Annotated in this window: 22 protein-coding genes; 10 read left to right on the forward strand and 12 right to left on the reverse strand. The window is 73.6% G+C overall.

Annotated features, from left to right (window positions below; all coding sequences use genetic code 11):
- Positions 1 to 29 precede the first annotated feature (29 nt).
- A complete protein-coding gene (locus tag DMA15_RS19755; RefSeq protein ID WP_125517887.1) occupies positions 30 to 1,361 on the reverse strand; it encodes an ATP-grasp domain-containing protein in 1,332 nt (443 codons plus the stop codon).
- 128 nt (positions 1,362 to 1,489) lie between these two features.
- On the opposite strand from DMA15_RS19755, the gene DMA15_RS19760 reads away from it, so the two are divergent.
- Entirely contained in the window at positions 1,490 to 2,722 is a 1,233-nt protein-coding gene (locus tag DMA15_RS19760) for a glycosyl hydrolase (RefSeq protein WP_125514125.1), read from the forward strand.
- A 66-nt stretch (positions 2,723 to 2,788) separates the two neighbouring features.
- Here the strand turns inward: DMA15_RS19760 and DMA15_RS19765 are convergent, their stop codons facing one another.
- From DMA15_RS19765 to DMA15_RS19800, 8 genes are all read right to left on the reverse strand, one after another.
- On the reverse strand, positions 2,789 to 3,889 hold the full coding sequence (locus DMA15_RS19765) for a GNAT family N-acetyltransferase (RefSeq protein ID WP_206302944.1): 1,101 nt from the start codon (positions 3,887 to 3,889) through the stop codon (positions 2,789 to 2,791).
- 20 nt (positions 3,890 to 3,909) lie between these two features.
- Positions 3,910 to 4,563 carry a lipopolysaccharide biosynthesis protein gene (locus tag DMA15_RS19770; RefSeq protein ID WP_125514127.1) on the reverse strand — a complete coding sequence of 218 codons (654 nt, stop codon included), beginning with the start codon at positions 4,561 to 4,563 and terminating at the stop codon, positions 3,910 to 3,912.
- Positions 4,560 to 5,705 (reverse strand): glycosyltransferase, encoded by a 1,146-nt coding sequence (locus tag DMA15_RS19775; RefSeq protein WP_125514128.1) that lies wholly within the window; start codon positions 5,703 to 5,705, stop codon positions 4,560 to 4,562. Before DMA15_RS19775 ends, DMA15_RS19770 begins: the two co-directional genes overlap by 4 nt.
- Entirely contained in the window at positions 5,702 to 6,490 is a 789-nt protein-coding gene (locus DMA15_RS19780; RefSeq protein WP_240659859.1) for a polysaccharide deacetylase family protein, read from the reverse strand. The genes DMA15_RS19775 and DMA15_RS19780 overlap by 4 nt, the downstream gene beginning before the upstream one ends.
- Positions 6,480 to 8,213 (reverse strand): lipid II flippase MurJ, encoded by a 1,734-nt coding sequence (locus DMA15_RS19785; RefSeq protein ID WP_125514129.1) that lies wholly within the window; start codon positions 8,211 to 8,213, stop codon positions 6,480 to 6,482. The genes DMA15_RS19780 and DMA15_RS19785 overlap by 11 nt, the downstream gene beginning before the upstream one ends.
- Positions 8,210 to 9,514: an O-antigen ligase family protein gene (locus DMA15_RS19790; protein ID WP_125517889.1), complete on the reverse strand. Its 1,305-nt coding sequence runs from the start codon at positions 9,512 to 9,514 to the stop codon at positions 8,210 to 8,212. Before DMA15_RS19790 ends, DMA15_RS19785 begins: the two co-directional genes overlap by 4 nt.
- Positions 9,515 to 9,609: 95 nt before the next feature.
- Positions 9,610 to 11,154, reverse strand: coding sequence for an exopolysaccharide biosynthesis polyprenyl glycosylphosphotransferase (locus DMA15_RS19795; RefSeq protein WP_206302778.1), 1,545 nt, complete (start codon positions 11,152 to 11,154; stop codon positions 9,610 to 9,612).
- Positions 11,151 to 12,293 carry a glycosyltransferase gene (locus DMA15_RS19800; RefSeq protein ID WP_125514131.1) on the reverse strand — a complete coding sequence of 381 codons (1,143 nt, stop codon included), beginning with the start codon at positions 12,291 to 12,293 and terminating at the stop codon, positions 11,151 to 11,153. The genes DMA15_RS19795 and DMA15_RS19800 overlap by 4 nt, the downstream gene beginning before the upstream one ends.
- A gap of 318 nt (positions 12,294 to 12,611) precedes the next feature.
- Here DMA15_RS19800 and DMA15_RS19805 point away from each other — a divergent pair, with 318 nt between their 5' ends.
- The 7 genes from DMA15_RS19805 to DMA15_RS19835 all read left to right on the forward strand — a co-directional run bounded on the left by DMA15_RS19805 (position 12,612) and on the right by DMA15_RS19835 (position 16,841).
- Positions 12,612 to 12,851 (forward strand): chaplin, encoded by a 240-nt coding sequence (locus DMA15_RS19805; RefSeq protein WP_125514132.1) that lies wholly within the window; start codon positions 12,612 to 12,614, stop codon positions 12,849 to 12,851.
- Between the two features lie 286 nt (positions 12,852 to 13,137).
- Positions 13,138 to 13,416, forward strand: coding sequence for a hypothetical protein (locus DMA15_RS19810; RefSeq protein WP_125517890.1), 279 nt, complete (start codon positions 13,138 to 13,140; stop codon positions 13,414 to 13,416).
- A gap of 226 nt (positions 13,417 to 13,642) precedes the next feature.
- Positions 13,643 to 14,140: a DUF5949 family protein gene (locus DMA15_RS19815; protein WP_125514133.1), complete on the forward strand. Its 498-nt coding sequence runs from the start codon at positions 13,643 to 13,645 to the stop codon at positions 14,138 to 14,140.
- The gene (locus DMA15_RS19820) at positions 14,140 to 14,805 is read left to right on the forward strand and encodes a vitamin K epoxide reductase family protein (protein ID WP_125514134.1); all 666 of its coding nucleotides are present in this window, start codon (positions 14,140 to 14,142) and stop codon (positions 14,803 to 14,805) included. The genes DMA15_RS19815 and DMA15_RS19820 overlap by 1 nt, the downstream gene beginning before the upstream one ends.
- A 116-nt stretch (positions 14,806 to 14,921) precedes the next feature.
- Complete coding sequence (locus DMA15_RS36730) at positions 14,922 to 15,428, forward strand: hypothetical protein (RefSeq protein WP_164551792.1); 507 nt, start codon at positions 14,922 to 14,924, stop codon at positions 15,426 to 15,428.
- Between the two features lie 95 nt (positions 15,429 to 15,523).
- Positions 15,524 to 15,931, forward strand: a complete 408-nt coding sequence (locus DMA15_RS19830; protein WP_206302780.1) for a tyrosinase family oxidase copper chaperone — start codon at positions 15,524 to 15,526, stop codon at positions 15,929 to 15,931.
- A gap of 37 nt (positions 15,932 to 15,968) precedes the next feature.
- Positions 15,969 to 16,841, forward strand: coding sequence for a tyrosinase family protein (locus DMA15_RS19835; RefSeq protein ID WP_125514136.1), 873 nt, complete (start codon positions 15,969 to 15,971; stop codon positions 16,839 to 16,841).
- Positions 16,842 to 16,898: 57 nt separating this feature from the next.
- On the opposite strand, the gene DMA15_RS19840 is transcribed toward DMA15_RS19835, so the two are convergent.
- Complete coding sequence (locus DMA15_RS19840; protein WP_125514137.1) at positions 16,899 to 17,285, reverse strand: chaplin; 387 nt, start codon at positions 17,283 to 17,285, stop codon at positions 16,899 to 16,901.
- A gap of 221 nt (positions 17,286 to 17,506) precedes the next feature.
- On the opposite strand from DMA15_RS19840, the gene DMA15_RS19845 reads away from it, so the two are divergent.
- Positions 17,507 to 17,788 (forward strand): hypothetical protein, encoded by a 282-nt coding sequence (locus tag DMA15_RS19845; protein ID WP_125514138.1) that lies wholly within the window; start codon positions 17,507 to 17,509, stop codon positions 17,786 to 17,788.
- Positions 17,789 to 17,803: 15 nt separating this feature from the next.
- On the opposite strand, the gene DMA15_RS19850 is transcribed toward DMA15_RS19845, so the two are convergent.
- Together DMA15_RS19850 and DMA15_RS19855 are read right to left on the reverse strand one after the other, a co-directional pair.
- Positions 17,804 to 18,451, reverse strand: coding sequence for a M23 family metallopeptidase (locus DMA15_RS19850; RefSeq protein ID WP_125514139.1), 648 nt, complete (start codon positions 18,449 to 18,451; stop codon positions 17,804 to 17,806).
- 80 nt (positions 18,452 to 18,531) lie between these two features.
- A complete protein-coding gene (locus DMA15_RS19855; protein WP_125514140.1) occupies positions 18,532 to 18,717 on the reverse strand; it encodes a hypothetical protein in 186 nt (61 codons plus the stop codon).
- A 182-nt stretch (positions 18,718 to 18,899) separates the two neighbouring features.
- Between DMA15_RS19855 and DMA15_RS19860 the strand changes: the two genes are divergently transcribed.
- Complete coding sequence (locus DMA15_RS19860) at positions 18,900 to 20,114, forward strand: FAD-dependent monooxygenase (protein WP_125514141.1); 1,215 nt, start codon at positions 18,900 to 18,902, stop codon at positions 20,112 to 20,114.
- Positions 20,115 to 20,278: the final 164 nt, after the last annotated feature.

Below are 20,278 nucleotides of genomic sequence, written 5' to 3' on the forward strand. Positions count from 1 at the left end.
CGCCTGTGACCGGTGGCGGTTCCACCCGATCAGCGCGGTTCGCGCGTCGGTGACGGCACGCTCTCCGGCCGGTCGGCCCGCTTCTTCTGGCCGGGGACGACGGCGGGCGCCAGCTCCCGCGGCCCGCTCCTGAAGGAGAAGAGCGCGAGGACCCTCCGCGAGCGGCGGACCACGGCGTCGCAGAGCCGCCGCGTGACATGGCGGAGCCACAGGCGGCGCATGGCCGCCCCGGGACCGGGGTCGTCGCCCGCGTGCCAGGCGAGTTCGCCGGGCGGTGACGGCTCGCGCGGCCCCGGCAGGGCCAGGGCGCGCAGCGCGGTCAGCGGGGCGTAGTTCTCCACGACGTAGGCGCGGCCCTCAAGGGGGTGCGGGGCGGGCACGGGCCGGTGCGTGAGGTCCAGGTGCAGCGCGCGCACCACGTCCGTGCCCGTGCCGTCGGCGAAGAGGCGGAACTGGGCGCCGGGGCGCGGGTTGAAGTCGATGAGGTGGAAGTCGCCGGTCGCCGCGTCCCTGCGGAAGTCCAGGTCGAAGACGCCCCGGTAGCCCAGCGAGGTGATCAACCGCGTGGCGGCGGACCACAGTTCGCGGTTCTCCGTCCACGTGCCGCTCACCGTCAGGCCCGCCGAGCGCGGCCAGGAGCGGTGCTTGCGGCCCGTACCGCCACCGCGTACGACCCCGTCGCGGCCCGCGCACCCGTGCACGAACCAGTCGCCGTCCCGGGCGCCGGGCACGAAGGCCTGGAGCAGCAGGCGGCTGCCCGCCTCGTCCCGGCGCTCGAAGAGGGCGGCCGCCTCGTGCGGGGAGCCGATGAGGGTGGTGCTGCGCAGACCCGTGTGGTGCGGGAGCAGCCAGGGGCGGCTCCACTTCGCGACGGCGGGGAGGCCGAGCCTGGCCACGGCGCCGACGGCGTCGGCGGCGGACTCCGGCACGACCGTCGTCGGATGCGCCACGCCCGCCCGCGCGCACACCCGTGCCAGGGACGCCTTGTCGGCGACGCGCTCGGCCGTGTCGCCGGTGGGGCGGGGGAGCAGGAAGCGGTCGCTCAGCTCCGCGTACAGGGCGCTGACCGCGAGGGCGCCGGCGTCGTCCAGGGGGATCAGGACGGCCGGGGCCGTGAGGTGGCGGGTGACGCGGCGCAGCGCGGCGGCCACCTCGGCGGGCGGGGAGCCCGGGGCGGGCGGCTGATGCATGCGGTGCAGATACCGGGAGCGCCGCACGGGGCTCTCGCGGTCGTCGGCCACCAGGTGCACCTGCACGCCCGCGCGCCCCAGCGAGCGTACGGCGCCCAGTGTCCCGTGGTGAAAGGGATTGCGGTCGATCCTCAAGAGGACCGCAGGGATTCGTGTGTCCAGCGGAGACAAAGTCACCCTCACTGCTCGGTCGTCCATACGGGCGATGTGACGGATCGCGGGATTAGAAACTCGATTGGCGTAATAGAAATAAATATGACGAGGTGTCAGTGCGGGCTGGTCGAGAAAGAGGAGCGGTTATGGGTGCAGGGCGTCGGCGACACGGCAAACGTCTTTCCTTTCTCGCTGTCGGGGTCGTCTCGGCGGTGGCTCTCGCCTCGGCGCCGGGACACACGACGGGCGTCGAGCGCGACGGTGACCCGCCGGGCGCCCCGCCCGCGGCCCCCGCGCCTCCCGGGCCCCCCGTGACCTCGGTCGGGCCGGTGGACCCCGCGGCCTCGCCCGCTCCGGCGCCCGCCGCCTCGGTGAAGACGCCCGCCTTCGGCGCGTATCTGGACTACGGGCCCCGCGGCGTCCGGCGCATCGACGAGCTGAGCAAGTGGCTTGGCGGGGCCGAGCTGCGGGTCGGGCACACCTACCTCCCCGGCGACCTGTGGACCAACATCGAGGGCACCCCCGGCTTCCTGGAGGACTGGGCGAAGTGGCGCAAGGAGAAGGACGACAGGCTCTTCGTCCTCAACGTGCCGATGCTCGAACGCAACGAGGAAGGCGTCGGTGACGACGAGGTCGCCGGGCTGCTGCGGCAGGGTGCCGCCGGCGGCTTCGACCACCACTTCCGGGCGCTCGCCGAACGCCTGGTCCGCCTCGGCGTGCCCGACACGGTGATCGTCCTCGGCTGGGAGATGAACGGCACGACCTACACCCATCGCTGCGGCCCGGACCCGGAGTCCTGGAAGAAGTACTGGAACAGGATCGTCACCACGATGCGTTCGGTGGCCGGACAGAAGTTTCAGTTCGACTTCACGCCCAGCAGAGGGCGTGACGCCGTTCCGTGGACGCAGTGCTATCCGGGTGACGATGTCGTCGACATCATCGGCATGGACTCGTACGACCAGCCGCGCGGAATGTCGTTCGACGAGCAGATCGAGGAGCCGTACGGACTCCAGGAGCACGTCGATTTCGCGGCGGCGCACAAGAAACCCATCTCTTATCCCGAATGGGGGCTTTTCCGCAACGGCGACAACGAAGAGTACATGCGCCGGATGCTGAAATGGATGGACGAGAAGAAGCCGCTCTACAACACGGTGACGGACTACTGCCCGCACGGCGTGTGGCAGTGCAAGGAGAATCCGGCGGCCTCGGCGGTCTACCGCGAGCTGCTCTCCGGCCGTGACGGCACGCCGGACGTGCCGCCCGGACCGGTGATGCCGACCGAGTGCTCGCCGCTGAACCTCGGTGACTGGGTCGAGCAGTGGCTCGGCGGGAAGCTGTGCATGCGGCTCGACTGGTGGAAGGGGCCGCGGCACTCCTGAGGCCGTCGCTCCTGTGCCCGCTGTGTGTGGCGAGGGCAGGGCTTCTCACGGCGAGGGCGGGGCTTCTCACGAGGAGGCCCCGCCGCCGCGGCGCGCCGCCCGCTCGCGCAGCCGCTCCTTCGCCCACCGCCGGGCCGACGCGTCGCAGACCGCCGCGGCCAGCAGGGGGGCCGTACGCCCGCGGGCGAGAAGGAAGCGCTGGTTGGTGACCGGGTCGGGGCGCCAGTGGTGTTTGTACGGCTCGTCGCCGCGCAGCAGGCTCAGGGCGCGCCGCTGTTCGCCGCCGGTGTGGCGGGTGCACGCGTCCAGGAGCATCGTCGCGACGTCCACCTTGCGCTCCCGCAGCCGGGGGTGGGCGCCGTACAGATAGCCGCCCGCCAGCGTGCCCGAGAGCAGCGTCAGATCGGCGGCCATCACCTCGCCGTCGAGGCGGAACTCGGTCAGCACCGCCTCGCCCGCCGCGACCATCGGCCGCATCGAGCGCAGCAGGTGCTCGCGGAACCGCGGCCGCAGATGCTCCGAGGTCACCTTCCGGCCCCGCCACTGCAACTCGTGCAGGTGCAGCAGGGTCCGTACGGACGCCTCGACCTCGTCGGCGGGCACGGTACGCGCCTCCACGCCCAGCTTCGTCAGCCTGCGCATCTTGGCCCGGGCGCGCTGGGCCCGGGGCGTCGGCAGCCGCTGGAGCAGCTCCTCCATGGGCAGGGCGGGAAGCTCCAGGCAGGGTGAGTCGGGCAGCGCCAGCTTGGGCCCGGGCCAGCGTGCGTGGACGCTCTCCACGCAGGCGCCGGGGCGGGCCTCCCCGAAGTCGATCAGCGCGGTCCTGGCAAGCTTGTGGAGCCCGGTCACCAGCGCCCCGGTGGCGCGCTCGCGCGCGGAGCCGGCCACCAGCACGTCCGCGAAGTCGGAGATCGCCCCGCCGAGCGGCTTCAGCGCCGGGAGGGGACGGTGCACCCGCATCAGCGGCGCCGCGGCGATCAGCCGGTCCCCCTCCCGGACCAGGAGCACCCGCAGCCGTCCGGGCCGCCCGTACGACCGCCACCAGGAGGAGAGCCAGGCGTGGCTCTGGAAGGGCGTTGCCGCCTCGCAGGACCGGTACAGCCGCCCCCACGGCTCCGCGAGCGCCTCGAACTCGCCCTCGTCCACGCACAGCCGCGTCCCGAGCAGGCCCGCCTCCGTCGCCGTGCTCACGGCGCGGCGCTCCTCGCGAGGGCGGACGCGGGGCCGGGGACGGCGGCCCCGGCGGTCGCCTCCGCGCGCCCCCGTGGGCGTACGAGAAGGGCGAGGCCACCGAGCAGACCGCCGGCGCAGCCGCCGACCAGGGTCGTCACGCCGGTGGAGAGCGAGGAGGGCGCGTCGGGCTCCAGCGCGCGGGAGAACGTCAGGAGCCGGACCTGGGTGCTGTCCTTGGAGTGGTTGGCGCTCTTGGCGAGCGAGCGGGCCACCGCGTCGGCGGTGACGGCAGCGGCCGCGGGCTTGGCGGAGACCGCGGAGATGGCGATCATCGGCGCGTCGGGGGAGGTGGCCACCTGGACGGTGTCCCGCAGCTCCGTGGCCGACACGCCCGCCGCGACCTGCGCGTCGCCCAGCACGGCGAGCTGTGTGGCCACCCGCCCGTAGGCCTGGGCGAACCCGAGCGCCGACGCCGGGTCGGACTTGGCCTGCGGTACGGCGACGACGTAACTGGTGGCGGTGTACTGCGGCGTCTGGAGCACGCCGTACCCGGCACCGGCGAGCACGCCGAGGGCCGCGCAGGCCGGCAGGGGCCACCAGCGGGGCAGCCGCGCGAGGCGGGCGCGCAGGGCGTCGGTACGCGGGCGCTCTTTCGCGGAGTCGCTCATCGGGGGTTCACCTCCGGGGTCGTGCCGGGGACAACGGACGCGTAGACGCGCATCAGCTGCTCGGCGCTGCGGGTGATGCTGTAGTGCCGCACCGCGGCCGGTGCGGGGCGGCGCGGCAGGAGGGCGGTCCGCAGGCCGTACAGGGCCTGCGCGAAGGAGTCCGGGTCGCTCGGGCAGTACGTGGCGTCCGCCCGCGCCCCGGTCGGGAAGCCGTCCACGGCGGGGCAGGACGCGTAGACCACGGGAAGCCCGCAGGCCAGGCCCTCCACGAGCGCGAGCCCGAACGCCTCCTCGGGGGAGGGGGAGGCCAGGGCGTCCATCGCGGACAGCAGCGAGGGCAGACCGGGCGCGCCGCCGTCGCCGCCGCTCTCCTCGTGGGCGGCCTCCCCGGCGAACCGCACCCGCCGCGCCAGACCGAGCCGGTCGGCAAGCCGCCGCAACTCCTCCTCCTGGGGGCCGGTGCCGACCAGCAGGACGACGATGTCCTCCGGGAGCTGGGCGGCCGCGTGCAGGAGTACGTCGAAACGCTTGCCGCCGGTCAGCCGCCCCACGCCCCCGACGACGAACGCCGCGTCCGGCAGTTCGAGGCGGCGCCGGACGCGCACCCGGGCCGCCGGGTCGTACCGGAAGCGCTCCACGTCGATGCCGTTCGGCACCACCCGGATGCGTTGGCGGGGCACTCCCCAGCGGTGCAGGCGCTGCCCGACGGCGGGGGAGACGGCGACCGTCATCCGGCCGAGGCGCTCCCCGGCGAGGTACAGCGCGCGGACACCGGCGCTCAGCGGGCGGCCCTCCATCTGGGTGTCGCCCAGGGAGTGTTCCGTGGCCACCACCGCGCGCACCCCGGCCATGCGGGCCGCGACGCGCCCGTACAGGCAGGCGCGGTAGAGGTGGGTGTGGACGGCGTCGTACCGCCCGGCCTTGATGAGCCGGGTCAGCCGGGGCAGCGCCGGCAGATCGCGGTTGCCGGACATGCCGAGGTCGGTCACCTGGGTGCCGTCGGCGACGATGCCCCGTGCCACGCTGCCCGCGTTGGTCAGCGTGACCACGTCGCAGTCGGCGGGCAAGTGGCGCAGCAGCAGGCGCAGTTGCAGCTCGGCGCCGCCCACGCCGAGGCCGGTGATGATGTGCAGGACCCTCATCCGGCGACCGCCGAGCGGTCCAGGGCGCGGTGCCTGAGCCGGTTCGTCCACAGCTTCAGCCGCAGGCGCGGGGCCGTGTCGTTCTGGCCGATGTGTACGCGGGGCAGCGCGAAGGGGCCGGAGAGGGGGCCCGGGTCGATCGCGCAGGCGTAGCGGTAACCGGCGTCCCGTACGGCGTCCCTCACCCGCTCGTCGACGTGGCCGTAGGGGTAGCAGAAGCCCTGCGCCTCGGTGCCGGTCAGGTCGGCGAGGGCCGCGCGGCTTCCGCCGATCTCGCGGTGCAGGAGCTGGTCGTCGGCCCGGGTCAGGTCGACGTGGGTCAGGCCGTGCGAGGCGATCTCCATGCCGTACTCGGCGGCGCGGCGGATGCCGGTGGCGCCCAGGAGCGGCTTGCGCGGGCCCTTGGGGTCCCAGGCGTTGTCGCCGTCGAGGCGGCCCGGCAGGACGAAGAGGGTGGCGGTGCAGTCGTGGCTGCGCAGCAGCGGGATCGCCTCGTCGACGAAGTCGCGGTAGCCGTCGTCGAAGGTGAGCCCCACGAGGCCGTGCTCCTGGCCGCGCGCGCACGCGTCCAGGAGCTGGCGCATCGACACCCCGCGCAGCCCCTGGCGGCGCAGCCACCGCAGCTGTGCGGCGAGGCGGCCGGGCGACACCGTGATGCGGTACGGATCGTCGGAAGGGTCCGCCACGGAGTGGTACATCGCGATCCACGCGCGCGTGCGGGGCGGCCTAGTGCGCAGGAAAGGCTCCGCACCGGACGGGGAGGACGGGGTGAGGTCAACGGACATGACGGACCTTTCCTCTGACGGAGCGAAGGGCGGACGGCCAGGGCTGTGCGCCCAGGAGCAGGCCGATCAGCACGAAGGAGACGGTGACCACCGAGAAACCGGCGAGGACGGCGAGGGCGGGCTGCCCGATCCGGCCCGCGCACAGGGCGCCGAGGACCGCGGCGCCCCCGGCGGCGGCCACCAGGCGGCCCAGCTGCCCGGCGACCGCCCGCGTCCTGAGGGGCACGGTGCTCGGGCCCATGCCCCGCAGCAGGAGCAGGGCGCTGACGCAGATGCCGGTGGCGTTCGCGGCGGCGATGCCGTGGACGCCCCAGGTGCCCACGCTCAGGAAGCCGATGCCGGCGGTGGTGACGATGCCGAGGAACATCGCGAGGAACGGGACCCAGGTGGTACGGGCGGCGGCGAAGTGGGCGCGGGCGAGCGCGCCCACCATGGTGTGGCCCAGCAGGCCCAGCGCGTACACCCGCATGACGGACGCCGTGGTGGCGGTGTCCGGTGCGGTGAAGGCGCCGCGCTGGAAGAGCAGTTCGATGAGGGCGGGCGCGGCGGCGATGACGGCGGCGGTGCCGCACAGCACCACGCAGCCCGCGAGGACGAGGTCGCGTTCGACGCGGTCCCTGGCACGCTCCGTCTCCCCGGCGGCCAGGGCGCGGGCGACCGTGGGGAAGGTGACCGTGCACAGCATGAGGGAGAGGGCCATCGGCATCTGCGCGACCTTCTGCGCGTAGTTCAGATGCGAGATGGCCCCGGCGGGCAGCGAGGAGGCGAGGAAGCGTTCGATGAGGACCTGCGACTGGCGGCAGAGCGCGAAGAGCAGGACGGTCCAGATGATCGCCGTCTGAAGCGCCCTGTCGGCGGCCGCGCCCTGCGCCACGGGCTCCTGCGCGGCCACGCCCTTCGCCCCCGGCTCAGTCGCCGCCTGGCCGCTGACGGCCGGGCCCGCGCCCGGTGCGCGCCGCAACTGCCGCCACAGGGAAGGCGCCTGTACGACCACCATGAGGGCACCGCCCACCGCCACACCCACCGCCGCGGCCCGCACCCCCCAGGGCGCGGCGCACACGAACAGGGCGGTGATGATGGCCGCGTTGTACGCCACGTACACCGTCGCCGGGGCGACGAACCGCTGGTGGGCCCGGAGCACCGCACTGCAGTACCCGGTGAGCCCGAAGGTGAAGGCGCAGGTGGCCGTCAGCCGCGTACAGTCCACCGCCCGCCCCGGATCGGGCAGCCCCGGCGCGAGCAGCGCCACCACGTACGGCGCCGCCGCCACGAGCGCGAGCGCCGCCGCCGCGAACCACAGCGACATGCGCGGCAGCGAGGCCCGGACGAGATCGCGTACGGGGTCGTGTACGGGGTCGGCGGCGGAGTCGGCCGCGCGGCGGGCGAGCGCCAGGCTGAACGCCGGTACGAGGAAGAAGGCGAGGCCGTCCTCGATGAGCAGCGTCGCCGCCAGCTCGGGGATCGTCCACGCCACCAGGAAGGCGTCGGTGTCGGTCCCCGCGCCGAAGAAGTGCGCAAGCGCCTGGTCCCGTACGAGTCCGAGGAGCGAACCGGCCACCGAGAGCGCGGCGGTGACCAGCGCGGCCTTGGCGAGGAAGGAACCCCCGCTCTTCTCGGGCGGCGCGCCCCGCGAGGTATTGCGGGCCTCCGCGGTCTCCGCGGTCTCTGCGTTCTTTGCGGGCCCCGCGATCTCCGCGGTCACCTCCGGCGGCACGGTCGTCATCGCGCGCCCGCCTCTCCCGCCACCGCGCGCGAGCCACCCGAGCGCGAGCCGCCCGCGCCCGCCGCCGCCCCGCGTCCCGAGCCCACTGCCCACCACGCCGCGACACCGAAGGCGACCGCCGTCAGGACGGTGGAGGGCCCGCCGATGTCCGCGTACACGAAGTCGGTCAACTGCCAGATCAGCAGCCCGCAGGCGACCAGCGCACAGTCCAGCTCCGGGCCGCCGGGGCCACCCGGCCGCGCGCACCGGCGCTTCCACCGCAGCAGCCCGCACACCAGGAGCGCCGCCCAGCTCCCGGCGAGGGTGGCGAGGCCGAGCAGCCCCTGTTCACCGAGGACGAGCAGGTACATGTTGTGCGGGGACAGCAGCGGCTGACGGGCGAAACCGCTGCCCGCGCCCGCCGTGTCGCTGCCGGACGACAGGGCGAGCGAGGCGTGCTTGTCGCGGTGTTCGGGGAAGCCCTTCAGGCCCACGCCGGTCACCGGCCGCTCGCGCCACATGTCCGCGGAGGCCGCCCACATCGTGTACCGGTCGGTGACCGACTGGTCGGGCGCGCCCGTGACCTGGGTGATGCTGCTGAGCCGTTCCTGGAGCATCGCGGAGCCCACCCCGAGCCCCGCCACGAGCACCACGGCCGCCGCGCCCCCCGCAAGGAGGACCGTGCCCGCCCGGCGCGCCCCGGCGAGCAGCAGGACACCGAGGCAGGCCGCGGCCGTCGCGATCCACGCCCCCCGGCTGAACGACAGGGCGAGCGGCACGGTCAGCACGGCCGCGCACACGCCCGCCGCGACGCGTGGGCGCGGGGCCCGCGGGCGGAAGGCGAGCGCGAGGGCGCAGACGAGCCCGTACGAGACGACCGTGGCCATCCCCATGACGTCCGTGGCGCCGAACGTGCCCACCGCCCGGATGTCCTCGCCCATGTACGAGGCCCCGGTGCCCGTCAGGTACTGCTGTACGCCGATCCCGCCTTGCCACAGCGCAAGGGCCACGAACGACCAGGCGAGGAGGCGGAAGTGGCGCGCGTCCCGGACCAGGATCAGCACGGCCGCCGGGACCAGCACGAAGATCTGGAGGTAGCGCGCGGCCCCCGCGACGCCGGTCGCCGCGGAGGAGGCACCGAAGGCGGCCACCGTGACGCCGACGACCGGGAGCCCGAGGAGCACGGCGGCGGTCCGGCTCAGCGGGCGCCGCCCGGTGCGCGCCAGGTGGACGACGCAGTAGCCGACGACCAGGGCGGAGACGGCGTCGGCGACCGTGCCGGTCCCGGCGCCGGTACCGGTGCTCCCGCCGCCGCTCGGCATCGGCAGGGCGAGCAGCGCGATGAGCAGGACGACGGGCAGGACGGGGGCGGCGTACCGCAGTTCGCGCGCCACGGCGTCGCGTGGGGTCACCGTGCTCAGCTCCCCGTGCGGCGCAGCAGGACGCCCAGGGTGCGCAGCAGGATGCACATGTCCTGCCAGAAGGACCAGCTGTCGATGTAGGCGTTGTCGAAGCGGCACCGGTCCTCGATGGAGGTGTCCCCGCGCAGGCCGTGGATCTGGGCGAGCCCGGTGATGCCGGTCGGCATCCGGTGCCGCCGCGCGTAGTCCGGGTAGGCCTGGCTGAACTGCGCGACGAAGAAGGGGCGTTCGGGGCGCGGGCCGACCAGGCTCATGTCGCCGCGCAGTACGTTCCACAGCTGCGGCAGCTCGTCCAGCGAGGTGCTCCGCAGGAAGCGGCAGAACGCGTTCATCCGCCGCTCGTCGGCGACGCTCCACCGCGTCGCCGCCTCCTGCGGGTCGGCGGGCCGGTGGGTCCGGAACTTCAGCAGGGTGAACAGGCGCCCGTCCTTGCCGACCCGCTCCTGACGGAAGATCACGCCGGGTCCCTCCACGGCCCGCAGCACCAGCGCGCAGACCGCGAGCACCGGCGAGGCCACCAGCAGCAGCGCCCCGGCCACGGTGATGTCCAGCAGCCGCTTGCCCACGCTCGTCCCACGGGGCGCCGCCACCTCCAGCGGACGGCAGGCGAACCCGGCCACATACCGGCGGGCCCCCTCCCGCGCCGGGCCGAGCTGCGCGTGGCGCGGCCCGATCTCCCAGAGGTCGCAGCCCAGGCCGGTCAGCGCCGGCAGCCGTCCCGTGAGCCCCGGGCCGCCGCCGGGGAGCAGGAGCACGGCCTGTACGTCGTTCTGGATCACCGCCCGGTGCAGTTCGTCCTCCGTGCCGAGCACGGGCAGTTCGGGGACGGGCTCCTCGCCCCCGGGCCCGGGCGGTTCGGGGGCGGTCCCCTCGTCCTGCTGGTCGGCCTCGCTCACCACGCCCACGGGCCGCATGCCGCAGCGGGGGCGCCGCAGCAGGGCCGCCGCCACCGCCCGCGCCTCACCGCAAGGGCCGAACACCAGCACGGGCCGGGGCCTGCGCAGGACGTCCGCCCGGCGCTGCCAGTGCACCAGGGCGCGCCCGCCGACGGCGAGCAGGCACTGGGCGGCGCCCACGGTGGCCAGGGCCGACAGGGGCAGCGGCGGCACGGGGGCGGGCAGCGCCGGGGCGAGGACGGCGGTGAGGGCGAGGCCGAGCGCGATCCGCCCGCTCAGCGAGGGCACCTCGTCGAGGGTGGCGGGCAGCGCCGTGTACGCGTACAGGCGCCCCTGCGCGTTCAGGGTGAGGACGGCGACCAGAAGCAGGGGCGCCAGCACGGCGTACCACCGCGGCTCGTCGAGCAGGAGCAGGGCGAGCAGTGCGGCGGCGGAGTCGACCGCCACCAGGGCGGCGACCGAACGGCGGTGCCGGGAGGGGCGCCGCGCCTGCGCCCCGGCGCGTGAACCCCGCGCGCCCCGCGGCCCGATGACAAAGCTGCCGGGCGAGGCGTGGGCACTCCGCGAGGCGTGGGTGTCCTGCGAGGCGTGGGTGTCCTGCCGTGTCGGACCTGACGAGGAGGCAACGGTTCGTTCCGCACTCACGTGGTGGTGCACTCCCTGTACTTGGTGGGCGCCGCGCCCAGAAGCTCGCGGTACACCACGTCGATCGCGTCCGCGGCGCGGCGCGCGTCGTGGTGGTCCAGGACATGCCTGCGGCCCCGCCTGCCGAGCGCGTCGCGCAGCTCCGCGTCCCGCAGCAGGGCGACGAGGGCCCGGGCCAGCGCGGCGGGATCCTCGGGCGGTACGAGGCCGTGGGCGCGGCCCGCCGACGGCAGGCTCTCCCGGGCGCCGTTCACATCGGTGACGACGACCGGCCGGCCGCACGCCATGGCCTCCAGCGGGGCCAGCGCCATCCCCTCCCACCGGGAGGGCAGCACCACCACGTCGGCGGCGCGGTACCAGTCGGCGGTGTCCCTGGCCGCCCCGGCGAACGTCACGGACGCGTCCGCCCCCGCGCGCAGCCGGCCGGCGTCCGGCCCGTCCCCGACGAGGACGAGCCGCGCCCCCGGCACCCGCGCGGTGACCGAGGCCCAGGCGCGCAGCAGGACGTCCTGCCCCTTCTGCCGGCACAGCCTGCCCACGCACACCACCAGGGGAGCGGGGGCGAAGTCGGTGGGCAGCAGCCGGTCGCGGGCCCGCCGGGAGGCGCCGGGCGAGAAGTGGTCCACGTCCACTCCGTTGGGGACGACCACGTAGGAGCCCGCGATGCCCGCACGGCGGCCGGTGATCCATTCGGCCTCGCTGACGCAGACGACGCGGTCCGTCCAGCGGGCCGCGCGGCGCTCCCAGAACCGGGCGAGCAGCGCGGTGCCCCCGCCGACCGCCTCGAAGGACCAGGCGTGCGGCTGGAAGACGGTCGGGACGCGCCCGCGCAGGGCGAGCCGCGCGGCGAGCCCGGCCTTGGCGCTGTGGGCGTGGACGAGCGTGGGCCGTACGGCGTCGATGACGCGGTTCAGCTCCGCCACCTCGGTGCGCAGCCCGGGGCCGGGGGAGCGCGACGCCGCCCACGGGTGGCCGCGCACCCCGCGCCCGGCGGCGTCCAGCGCCCGCGGCAGGGTGCCCTCGGCAGGGCAGGCCACGTGGACATCCAGCCCCGCCGCCGCCTGAGCGGCGGCCAGCTCGGTGACGACCCGCGCCACACCTCCGTCCACGGGCTGGCTGACGTGCAGGATCCGTGGCATGACGGCGTTGGCCTTCCGACGTGTGAAGAGCTCTGACCACAGCGGAGATGAGAGGTTCGCATCAATTACGCGAATCTGGCGCGTATGACTGAAATGCCCTAAATAGAAGGGCAACTGTAGCCGCTGCGGGGCGCCGCTCCGTCAACCTGAGTACGTGTGTCGGATTGGTGAAGGGCATGGTGAATCGGCGATCGCGTACGTGGGGGCCCGCCGCACATCACTCGTCTGGGCGCACAACTCGCCGTCCGGGTCGGCAGTTGATCCCTGTATACGGGCACCCGGCCCGTACGTCGCACCCTTACCAAGGAGCAGCACTCCATGTCGCGTACCACCAAGGCTCTCGCCCTGTCCGCCGTTGCCGCCGCCGCCGTGGCCGGAAGCGCGGGTGTCGCTGCCGCCGACGCCGGCGCGCAGGGCGCCGCCACCAACTCCCCGGGCGTCCTCTCCGGCAACGCTCTCCAGGTGCCGGTCCACATCCCCGTGAACGTCTGCGGCAACTCCATCAACGTCATCGGTCTGCTGAACCCGGCGTTCGGCAACACGTGCGTCAACGACTGACGCGTCGTCTGACCGAACGGCCGTCCCCGCGAAGGCGGGGGCGGCCGTTCCGCATGTGGGGGCCCCGGCCGCCCGTGCCGCCGCCCGTACCGCCGCCGTATAGAAACAGGCCGGTTGATATGAGAATGCGATGCGTTCTTCATTTGAGCGGGTCGGCGGGAACTTTCCGGACCAGGGGTTTCCGCACCGGCCTTGTCTCGTTAGTCCCGGTGAATGAGACGCCAGGCAAACGATGCCTGAACGGTGCTCCCATATGGCGGCGCGAGTCGCCGAAGAAAGGAACATGATGAAGGCCCTGAAGGCTGCCGCTGTCCTTGCCGGTTCGATCGCCATCGCCGGTTCCGCCGCGCCCGCGTTCGCCGGCGGCCTGACGCCCACCAGCCTGAACGGCGGACTTGAGACCCTTGCCGGCCAGCCCCTGCTCGACACCAAGCCGGTGAGCACCAACATGCTCGACACCGAGAACGAGAACTCGGTCGTCAACACCGTCAACGACACCGCGGAGGGCCTGAACGCCGGTGGCGGCCCGACGAAGATGCTCGGTGGGCTTCCCCTCGCCAAGTAACCCCCGGTTCATTCCCCTTTCCGCTGCGGTGTACTGCCCCGAACGGGAAAAGGGAACACGCGACGACGCAAGGGCCGGCCCCCTCTTCCACGGGCCGGCCCTTTCGCGTGCCCGCACGTCATCGGAGACCGCCGAATGACCCCATCGTGTGATGGAAGCCCCGCGCTCGGCCAATTGGGTGACAGCGGAAGGGAATAGGGCCGCCGCCGTCTATACGGTTCCCCTCATGACCTCAACCAGCGAACAGCGCCCCTTCCAAGCAACCGACCTCGGAACCCTGGCTGTTCTTGCCTGGAGCGGCGAACACCCCGACGAGGAGCAGGACATGCCCTTTCTGCTCGCCTACTCCCTGGGCGACACGGAGGGCGGGCCCGAGGCGACGGCCGAGGCCATGCGCGTCCTGCTCCGCGACACGGGGCTGCCCGTCGGCGGGCCCGTGGTCGACGGCTCGCGCAACCCGTCCCTGCCCGTCAGCCTCCTCGTCGAGACCGACCAGGCGGTCGTCTCCATGCCGCACCTGCACGCGCAGTGCGTCGTGCCGCCGGAGTGGCTCGCCGCGGTGAAGCAGCGCGGCCACGCCTACTTCATGGTCACCACGCGCGCGTGGCCGGACGCCAGGCCGGGAGAGCCCGTCGACGAGAAGCGCCTCGCCGAGTTCGCGGGCGACGAGGAGACCCTGCTCAACTCCGGCCACTGCCTGCTGCCCGCGCGAAGCCTGCGCTGATGAGCACCACCGGACTGCCGACCCGGGTGCCGCGGCAGGCCGTCGGCGGGCCCGGTGCGTCCGACGCGGCGCCTGAGGACGGCCCCCACCGGCCCGAGGGGGGCCGGTGGTTCGGCCTGCTCCTGGTCGTCACCGGCGCGGCGGGGCTGCTGGCGTCCTGGGTCATCACGCTCGACAAGTTCAAGCTCCTCCAGGACCCGGACTTCACCCCGGGGTGCAGCCTCAACCCGGTGGTGGCCTGCGGGAACATCATGGAGAGCGAGCAGGCGTCGGCGTTCGGCTTCCCCAACCCGATGCTCGGCCTCGCCGCCTACGCCGTCGTGATCGGCGCGGGGGCGGGCGTCCTCGCCGGGGCCCGCTTCCCGCGCTGGTACTGGCTGACGTTCCAGGCGGGCACGCTCTTCGGCGTCGCGTTCTGCACCTGGCTGCAATTCCAGTCCCTCTACCGCGTCAATTCGCTCTGCCTGTGGTGCTGCCTCGCCTGGATCGCCACCACGCTCATGTTCTGGTACGTGACGTCACACAACGTGCGCCGCGGATTTCTCCCCGCCCCACGCGAAGTGCGCGCTTTCCTGGGCGAGTTCACCTGGACTCTCCCCGCCCTGCACATCGGCGTCATCGGAATGCTCGTACTGACGCGCTGGTGGGATTTCTGGACCAGCTGAGCCCGGGAAATCCACGGGAATTGGTTCAGTCGGGCGAAGTTTGCGCTGATGTCGGCCCAGGATCGTTGATTCGGTGACGGCCGCTCGGTCGTCACGGTGAAAGGACGAGACCCGCAATGAAGAAGTCAACCCGAGGCGCCCTCGCCGCGGTCATCGCATGCGCGGCGGCGGCCGGCGGCAGCGCCTCCGCCACGGCCGCCGAGCAGTCCGAGGTGACCGTCCCGCTGCACGGCGTCGAGTACGCCCTGGGGATGCAGGCGCCCGAGATCACCCTCGGCCTCCCGGTCCCGCTGCCCAGCGGCAGCCCGGAGGGCCCCGACTACGTCGAGGGCCAGCTGCTGCCCGACCACGTGCTCCCGCGTGTCCCGGTCAACAACAGCCTCCCGTCCGCGCGGGTGAAGGCCCCGCTCTCCGACGTGGTCGGCGACCACAGCGTCGACGCGGTCGAGGCCGAGCTGAGCGCCTCCGACGTCAGGGCCACCACGCCGGGCGCCGGCCTCGGTCTCCCCCTGACCGCGCCGCGCGGCGAGCTGTGGGGGCTGCCCGCCCTCCAGCTGCCCAGCGCGGGGCTCCACGCGCCGAGGCTGAGCGCCCAGCCGACGACCGCGCTCGGCCTCACCTGACCGTGGCGCCGCTGCTGAACCGTGTGGGCCCGGTCCCGAGCCGGGCCCACACCGCCCCCTGCCAGGAGCCCCCGGCCCCACGGCTCATCGACCGCGTGACGCGGCGCCACCTCCTCGGCGTCGCGGCCTCGGCGCTGCTCGCCGCCGGGAGCGTATTCCGCCTCGCACAGGCGCCGCGCGAGGCGAGCCCGCCCGTCGCGCTCGACGACCCGCCGTCAGGTGAGCCACTGCCCGGCGCACCACTGCCCGGCGAACCGTCGTTCGACGAGATGTACCGGGGCCGCCGCATCCAGGGGGAGTCGGTCGCCTCGCGGGACCCGCACGCGCCGGGGGGCTGGAGCGTCACCGTCGACGGGCGGCCGCTCGGCCTCATGCGCCGGGCGGACGGCGGCTACCTCAGCACGGTCGACCACTTCCAGTCGTACGCGACACCGCTCGCCGCCGCCCGGGCGGCCGTGGACGAACTCGGCCCCTCCCAAGCCCTGAGCGGCCGCGGGCACTGAGCCGGCCGCACCGCCCCGGACGGCAGAACGGACGGACATGGCCCACACGCGCAAGAACCAGAGCAGCCTCAGCCGGGCCGAGCGGCGCAGATTCGTCGACGCGGTCCTGAAGCTCAAGCGCAGGGGGGAGTACGACGAATTCGTCCGGATGCACATCGACTACTACGTGTCGGACGGCGAGGACCGACTCCGGGTCGCGCACATGACCCCGTCGTTCTTCCCCTGGCACCGCCGCTTCCTGATCGAGTTCGAACGGGCCCTCCAGCGGATCGACTCCGGTGTCACCGTCCCGTACTGGGACTGGACGAAGGACCGCAGCCCGGCCGCGTCCCTTTGGGGCGAGGACCTGATGGGCGGGAACGGGCGGCGGTCTGACCGGCGGGTCACGACCGGCCCGTTCGCCTACAGGAACGGCCACTGGGTCATCAAGGAGGGCGTCACCGACGGGGAGTTCCTCACCCGCGACCTCGGGCGCCCGCACGACCCCCTCGACCTGCCCACCCGGCGGGACGTTGCCTGGGCGATGGCCGATCCGCGCTACGACGTGCCGCCGTGGGACTCCCGCGCGCCCCGGGGCTTCCGCAACAAGCTGGAGGGCTGGACGTCGGCGTCGGGCAAGGAGCGGTGGCGCAACCACAACCGGGTCCACCGCTGGGTCGGCGGGCACATGCTGGGCGGCGGCTCGGTGAACGACCCCGTGTTCTGGCTCAACCACGCCTTCGTCGACCTGCTGTGGGACCGCTGGCGCCGCCGCCACCCCCGCTCGGCCCCCTACCTCCCCGCCCGGCCCCCCGGCCCCGGCTCGTCCCAGTACCGGCGCGTCGTCGCCCGCCACGAGCCGATGCCGCCGTGGGACGTGCGGCCGGACGACCTGCTGGAGCACAAGCGGCTCTACACCTACGGCAGTTAACCCCGGGCAGCGCGAAGCCCCCGGTGGAACGCTCACCGGGGGCTTCCTCGGCCGGGATCAGCCGCCGTAGCCACCCTTGTGGTGGCCGCCGCCGTGGTGCCCCTTGCCCTTGCCGTGGCCCTTGCCGTGACCCTTGTCGTGGCCCTTGCCGTGGTGGCCCTTGCCGTGGCCGTTGTGGTGGCCGTTGTCCTTGTGGTGGCCGCCGCCGTTGTTGATGCAGGTGTTGCCGAATGCGGGGTTCAGCACACCGATGATGTCGACGGTGTTGCCGCACAGGTTGATCGGCACGTGGATCGGGACCTGGAGCAGGTTGCCCGAGAGCACACCGGGGGAGCCGACGGCCGAGCCCTGCGCACCGGCGTCCGCCGAAGCCAGGCCGGAGCCCCCGAGCACGATGGCGCCGGTGCCGAGGGTGACGGCGGCTGCCTTCGCGATGCGAGACATCACGTTCTCCTTTGAGTCGGATAGAGCGACTGCTACGCGCAGCCGCATTCTTCTAACGTCTGTTCTCACGGCGAAGTAACGGCATACGACACTCCGGCCACCGGTCCGGAAATCGCTTTTCCGCGCGTCGAGCGGACCCGAATGCGCTATTCGGCGTTTCTCATGAGTGAGAACGGAGGGAAAGCCGTGTCCTTGGCGGGGGTCCGGCCGTTTCTGAGGACATGACATCAGCACGCCGACTTATCGCCGCTGTCTCGCTGGCCGCCGGAGCCGCCGCCCTTGCCACCCCGACGGCCCACGCCGCCGGTGACGCGCTGGGGCCGGGCAACATCTCGGTGCAGGGCACGATCAACGATCTCCAGACGGCAGGGATGCCCGAGGAGCACCGCGCCCTGGTGCCCAAGATCGACCAGCAGCTCGGCGGCCTGAGCGAACTGAACAAGCTGCAGGCGCTGGTCGAGCCGGTGGCCCCCCTCATGAACCTCGTGCCGGCCATCGCGTAGCCGGTACCACCAGGGCTAGAGGAGCCGGGCTCCCCGTCTGGCGAGGTAGCGGACCGGGTCGATGTCCGAGCCGTAGCCGCGGCGGGCCCGGATCTCCAGGTGCAGATGGGGGCCGGTGGCCCGGCCCGTCGCCCCGCTGCTCCCGATGCGGGCCCCGGTCCGGAGCCGCGTCCCCTGCTGGACCTGGACGCGGGAGAGATGGGCGAAGACGGCGTAGTGGCCGTCCCGCATCCGCACCGTCACCGCGTTGCCGTACGCCCCCGACCAGCGTGCGAGTACGACGACCCCCGCGCCCACCGCGTACACCGGTGTCCCGCGCGGCACCGCCAGGTCGATGCCCGTGTGGTGCCCGGCGAGCCAGTCGCCGCGGATCCCGTAGCGCGCGCTGACCCTGAAGCGGCGGCGCAGCGGGAGGGTGTACCGGCCGGGGCCCAGCTCAGGGGGGAGGCCCCGGGTCTCCTCGGCGGGGACCTGGGCGTCCGCCTCGGCCAGGGCCTCCTCGAACTCGGCGTCGTACTCGCCCGTGCAGACATCCGCTGATCGTGCGGAGGCGCGCGGCGCGGTCAGCGGGACCGCGCCGACGGCCAGGATTCCGGCGGCGACGCGCAGGGCGTGGCGCCGCGTGGGAGGCGCCTCGGGCGCCTTCTCTATGTCGTGGTCCATGCCCGTCAGCTCACTAGCGGCGGACTCGACACGCATCCCGTGGGCCGCCGTCGCTACTCCAGGCGGCTCAATCGGCCCGATCACATGAAGGACATGCCGCCGCCCACGACGCAGGACCTGCCGTACTTCCAGTCGCACTCGACCTGGCCGACGACGGTTCCGGTACGGCCGGCGGGGCCCGTGGGGGCCGCGGCGGAGGGGCTGAACACCAGCAGCGGGATCACCATCGCCACCAGCGACACAAGCAGTCTGAGGTGAACCGACACGTCCGTTCTCCTCGTGATCGTCGTATCCCGAGACGTTCCGATCCTGCCCCGATGTCACTCATGATCGCTATTCCATCACCAAGGGTGACCTTGGTGGCGGGTGTGACGGGGGTGCGAGGGCGGCGGCGACACGGCGTCGGCGTTGAGCCGTGACGCGGCGGGCGGCGCTTACGTTGGTCGGCGTGAAGATCGATTGCGTCGGTGGGGGCCCCGCGTCCCTGTACCTGGCCATCCTCGCCAAGCTTCAGGAACCGGCCCACGAGGTCACCGTCCACGAGAGGCACGCGGCCGGCTCCAGCCACGGCTGGGGCGTCACCTTCTGGCCCGATCTCCTGGCGGAGCTGCACCTCCACGACCCCGTCTCCGCGCGGGCCGTCGCCGAGCGGTCCGTGCGCTGGCGCGGCGGCTTCGCGCACGTCGGCGACAGGACCACGGCCCACGACGGCGACGTGGGCCATGCCATCGGACGCCACCGGCTGCGGACGATCCTCGCCGACCGCGCCCAGGAGCTGGGCGTCCGGCTGGAGTTCGGCGTCGAGATCGGCGGCCGCGCACAGCTGCCCGACGCGGACCTCGTCGTCGCGGGCGACGGCGCGCACAGCAGGCTCCGCACGGAGAGCGCCGCCCACTTCGGCACCCGCGTGACGACCGGCGCCAACCGCTTCATCTGGCTCGGCACGACCCGGGTGTTCACCGCGTTCACCTTCGCCTTCGTGGAGACCGGGCACGGCTGGATCTGGTGCTACGCCTACGGATACAGCCCCGAGCACAGCACCTGCGTGGTGGAGTGCTCCGAGGCCACCTGGACCGGCCTCGGGCTCGACCGGCTCGGCCACGGGGACGCCCTGCGCCTGCTGGAGGGGCTCTTCGCCGACATGCTCGACGGCCACGCGCTCCTCGGCCGTACGGACATCGACGGCCACGCCCGGTGGCAGGCCTTCCCGACCGTCACCAACGAGTCCTGGTCGCACGGCAACCTCGTCCTGATCGGCGACGCCGCGCACACCACGCACTACTCGATCGGGGCCGGCACCAGCCTCGCCCTGCGCGACGCCGCCTGCCTGGCCCGTGCGCTGGGGCCGGCGGGCCCCGAGCAGCTGCCCGCCGCGCTCGCCGCCTACGAGCGCGAGCGCAAGCAGGCCCTGCTCCCGGTGCAGAGCGCGGCCCGGCACAGCGCCCAGTGGTACGAGAACCTGCCCCGGTACATCGGTCTGGAGCCGGAGCGGATGTTCGCGCTGCTCGGTCAGCGCCACTCGCCGCTGCTGCCGTATGTGCCGCCGCAGCTCTACTACCACCTGGACCAGACCGTGGGCCGCCTCCCGTCCCTGCGCAGGCTCAAGCGGAGCCTCGGCCCCCGGCTGGCGCGCGTCCTGCAGAGCCGGAGCCCTCGGGGCTGAGCCGGAAGGGGGCGGGGCCCCGGTGGGTGCAGTGCCCACGCGTTCACCCGAATGGCCCTATCGGCTTCCTTGGCCGGTCCGGGCGGTCGGAACGGCGTCGGCGCCGGGATGGCGAAGCCGCGTACGGCTGCCCCCGCACGCTGCGTGACGCTCCGCCTTGCGCG

It is taken from the genome of Streptomyces sp. WAC 01529, assembly GCF_003945545.1.
Lineage (GTDB): Bacteria > Actinomycetota > Actinomycetes > Streptomycetales > Streptomycetaceae > Streptomyces > Streptomyces anatolicus.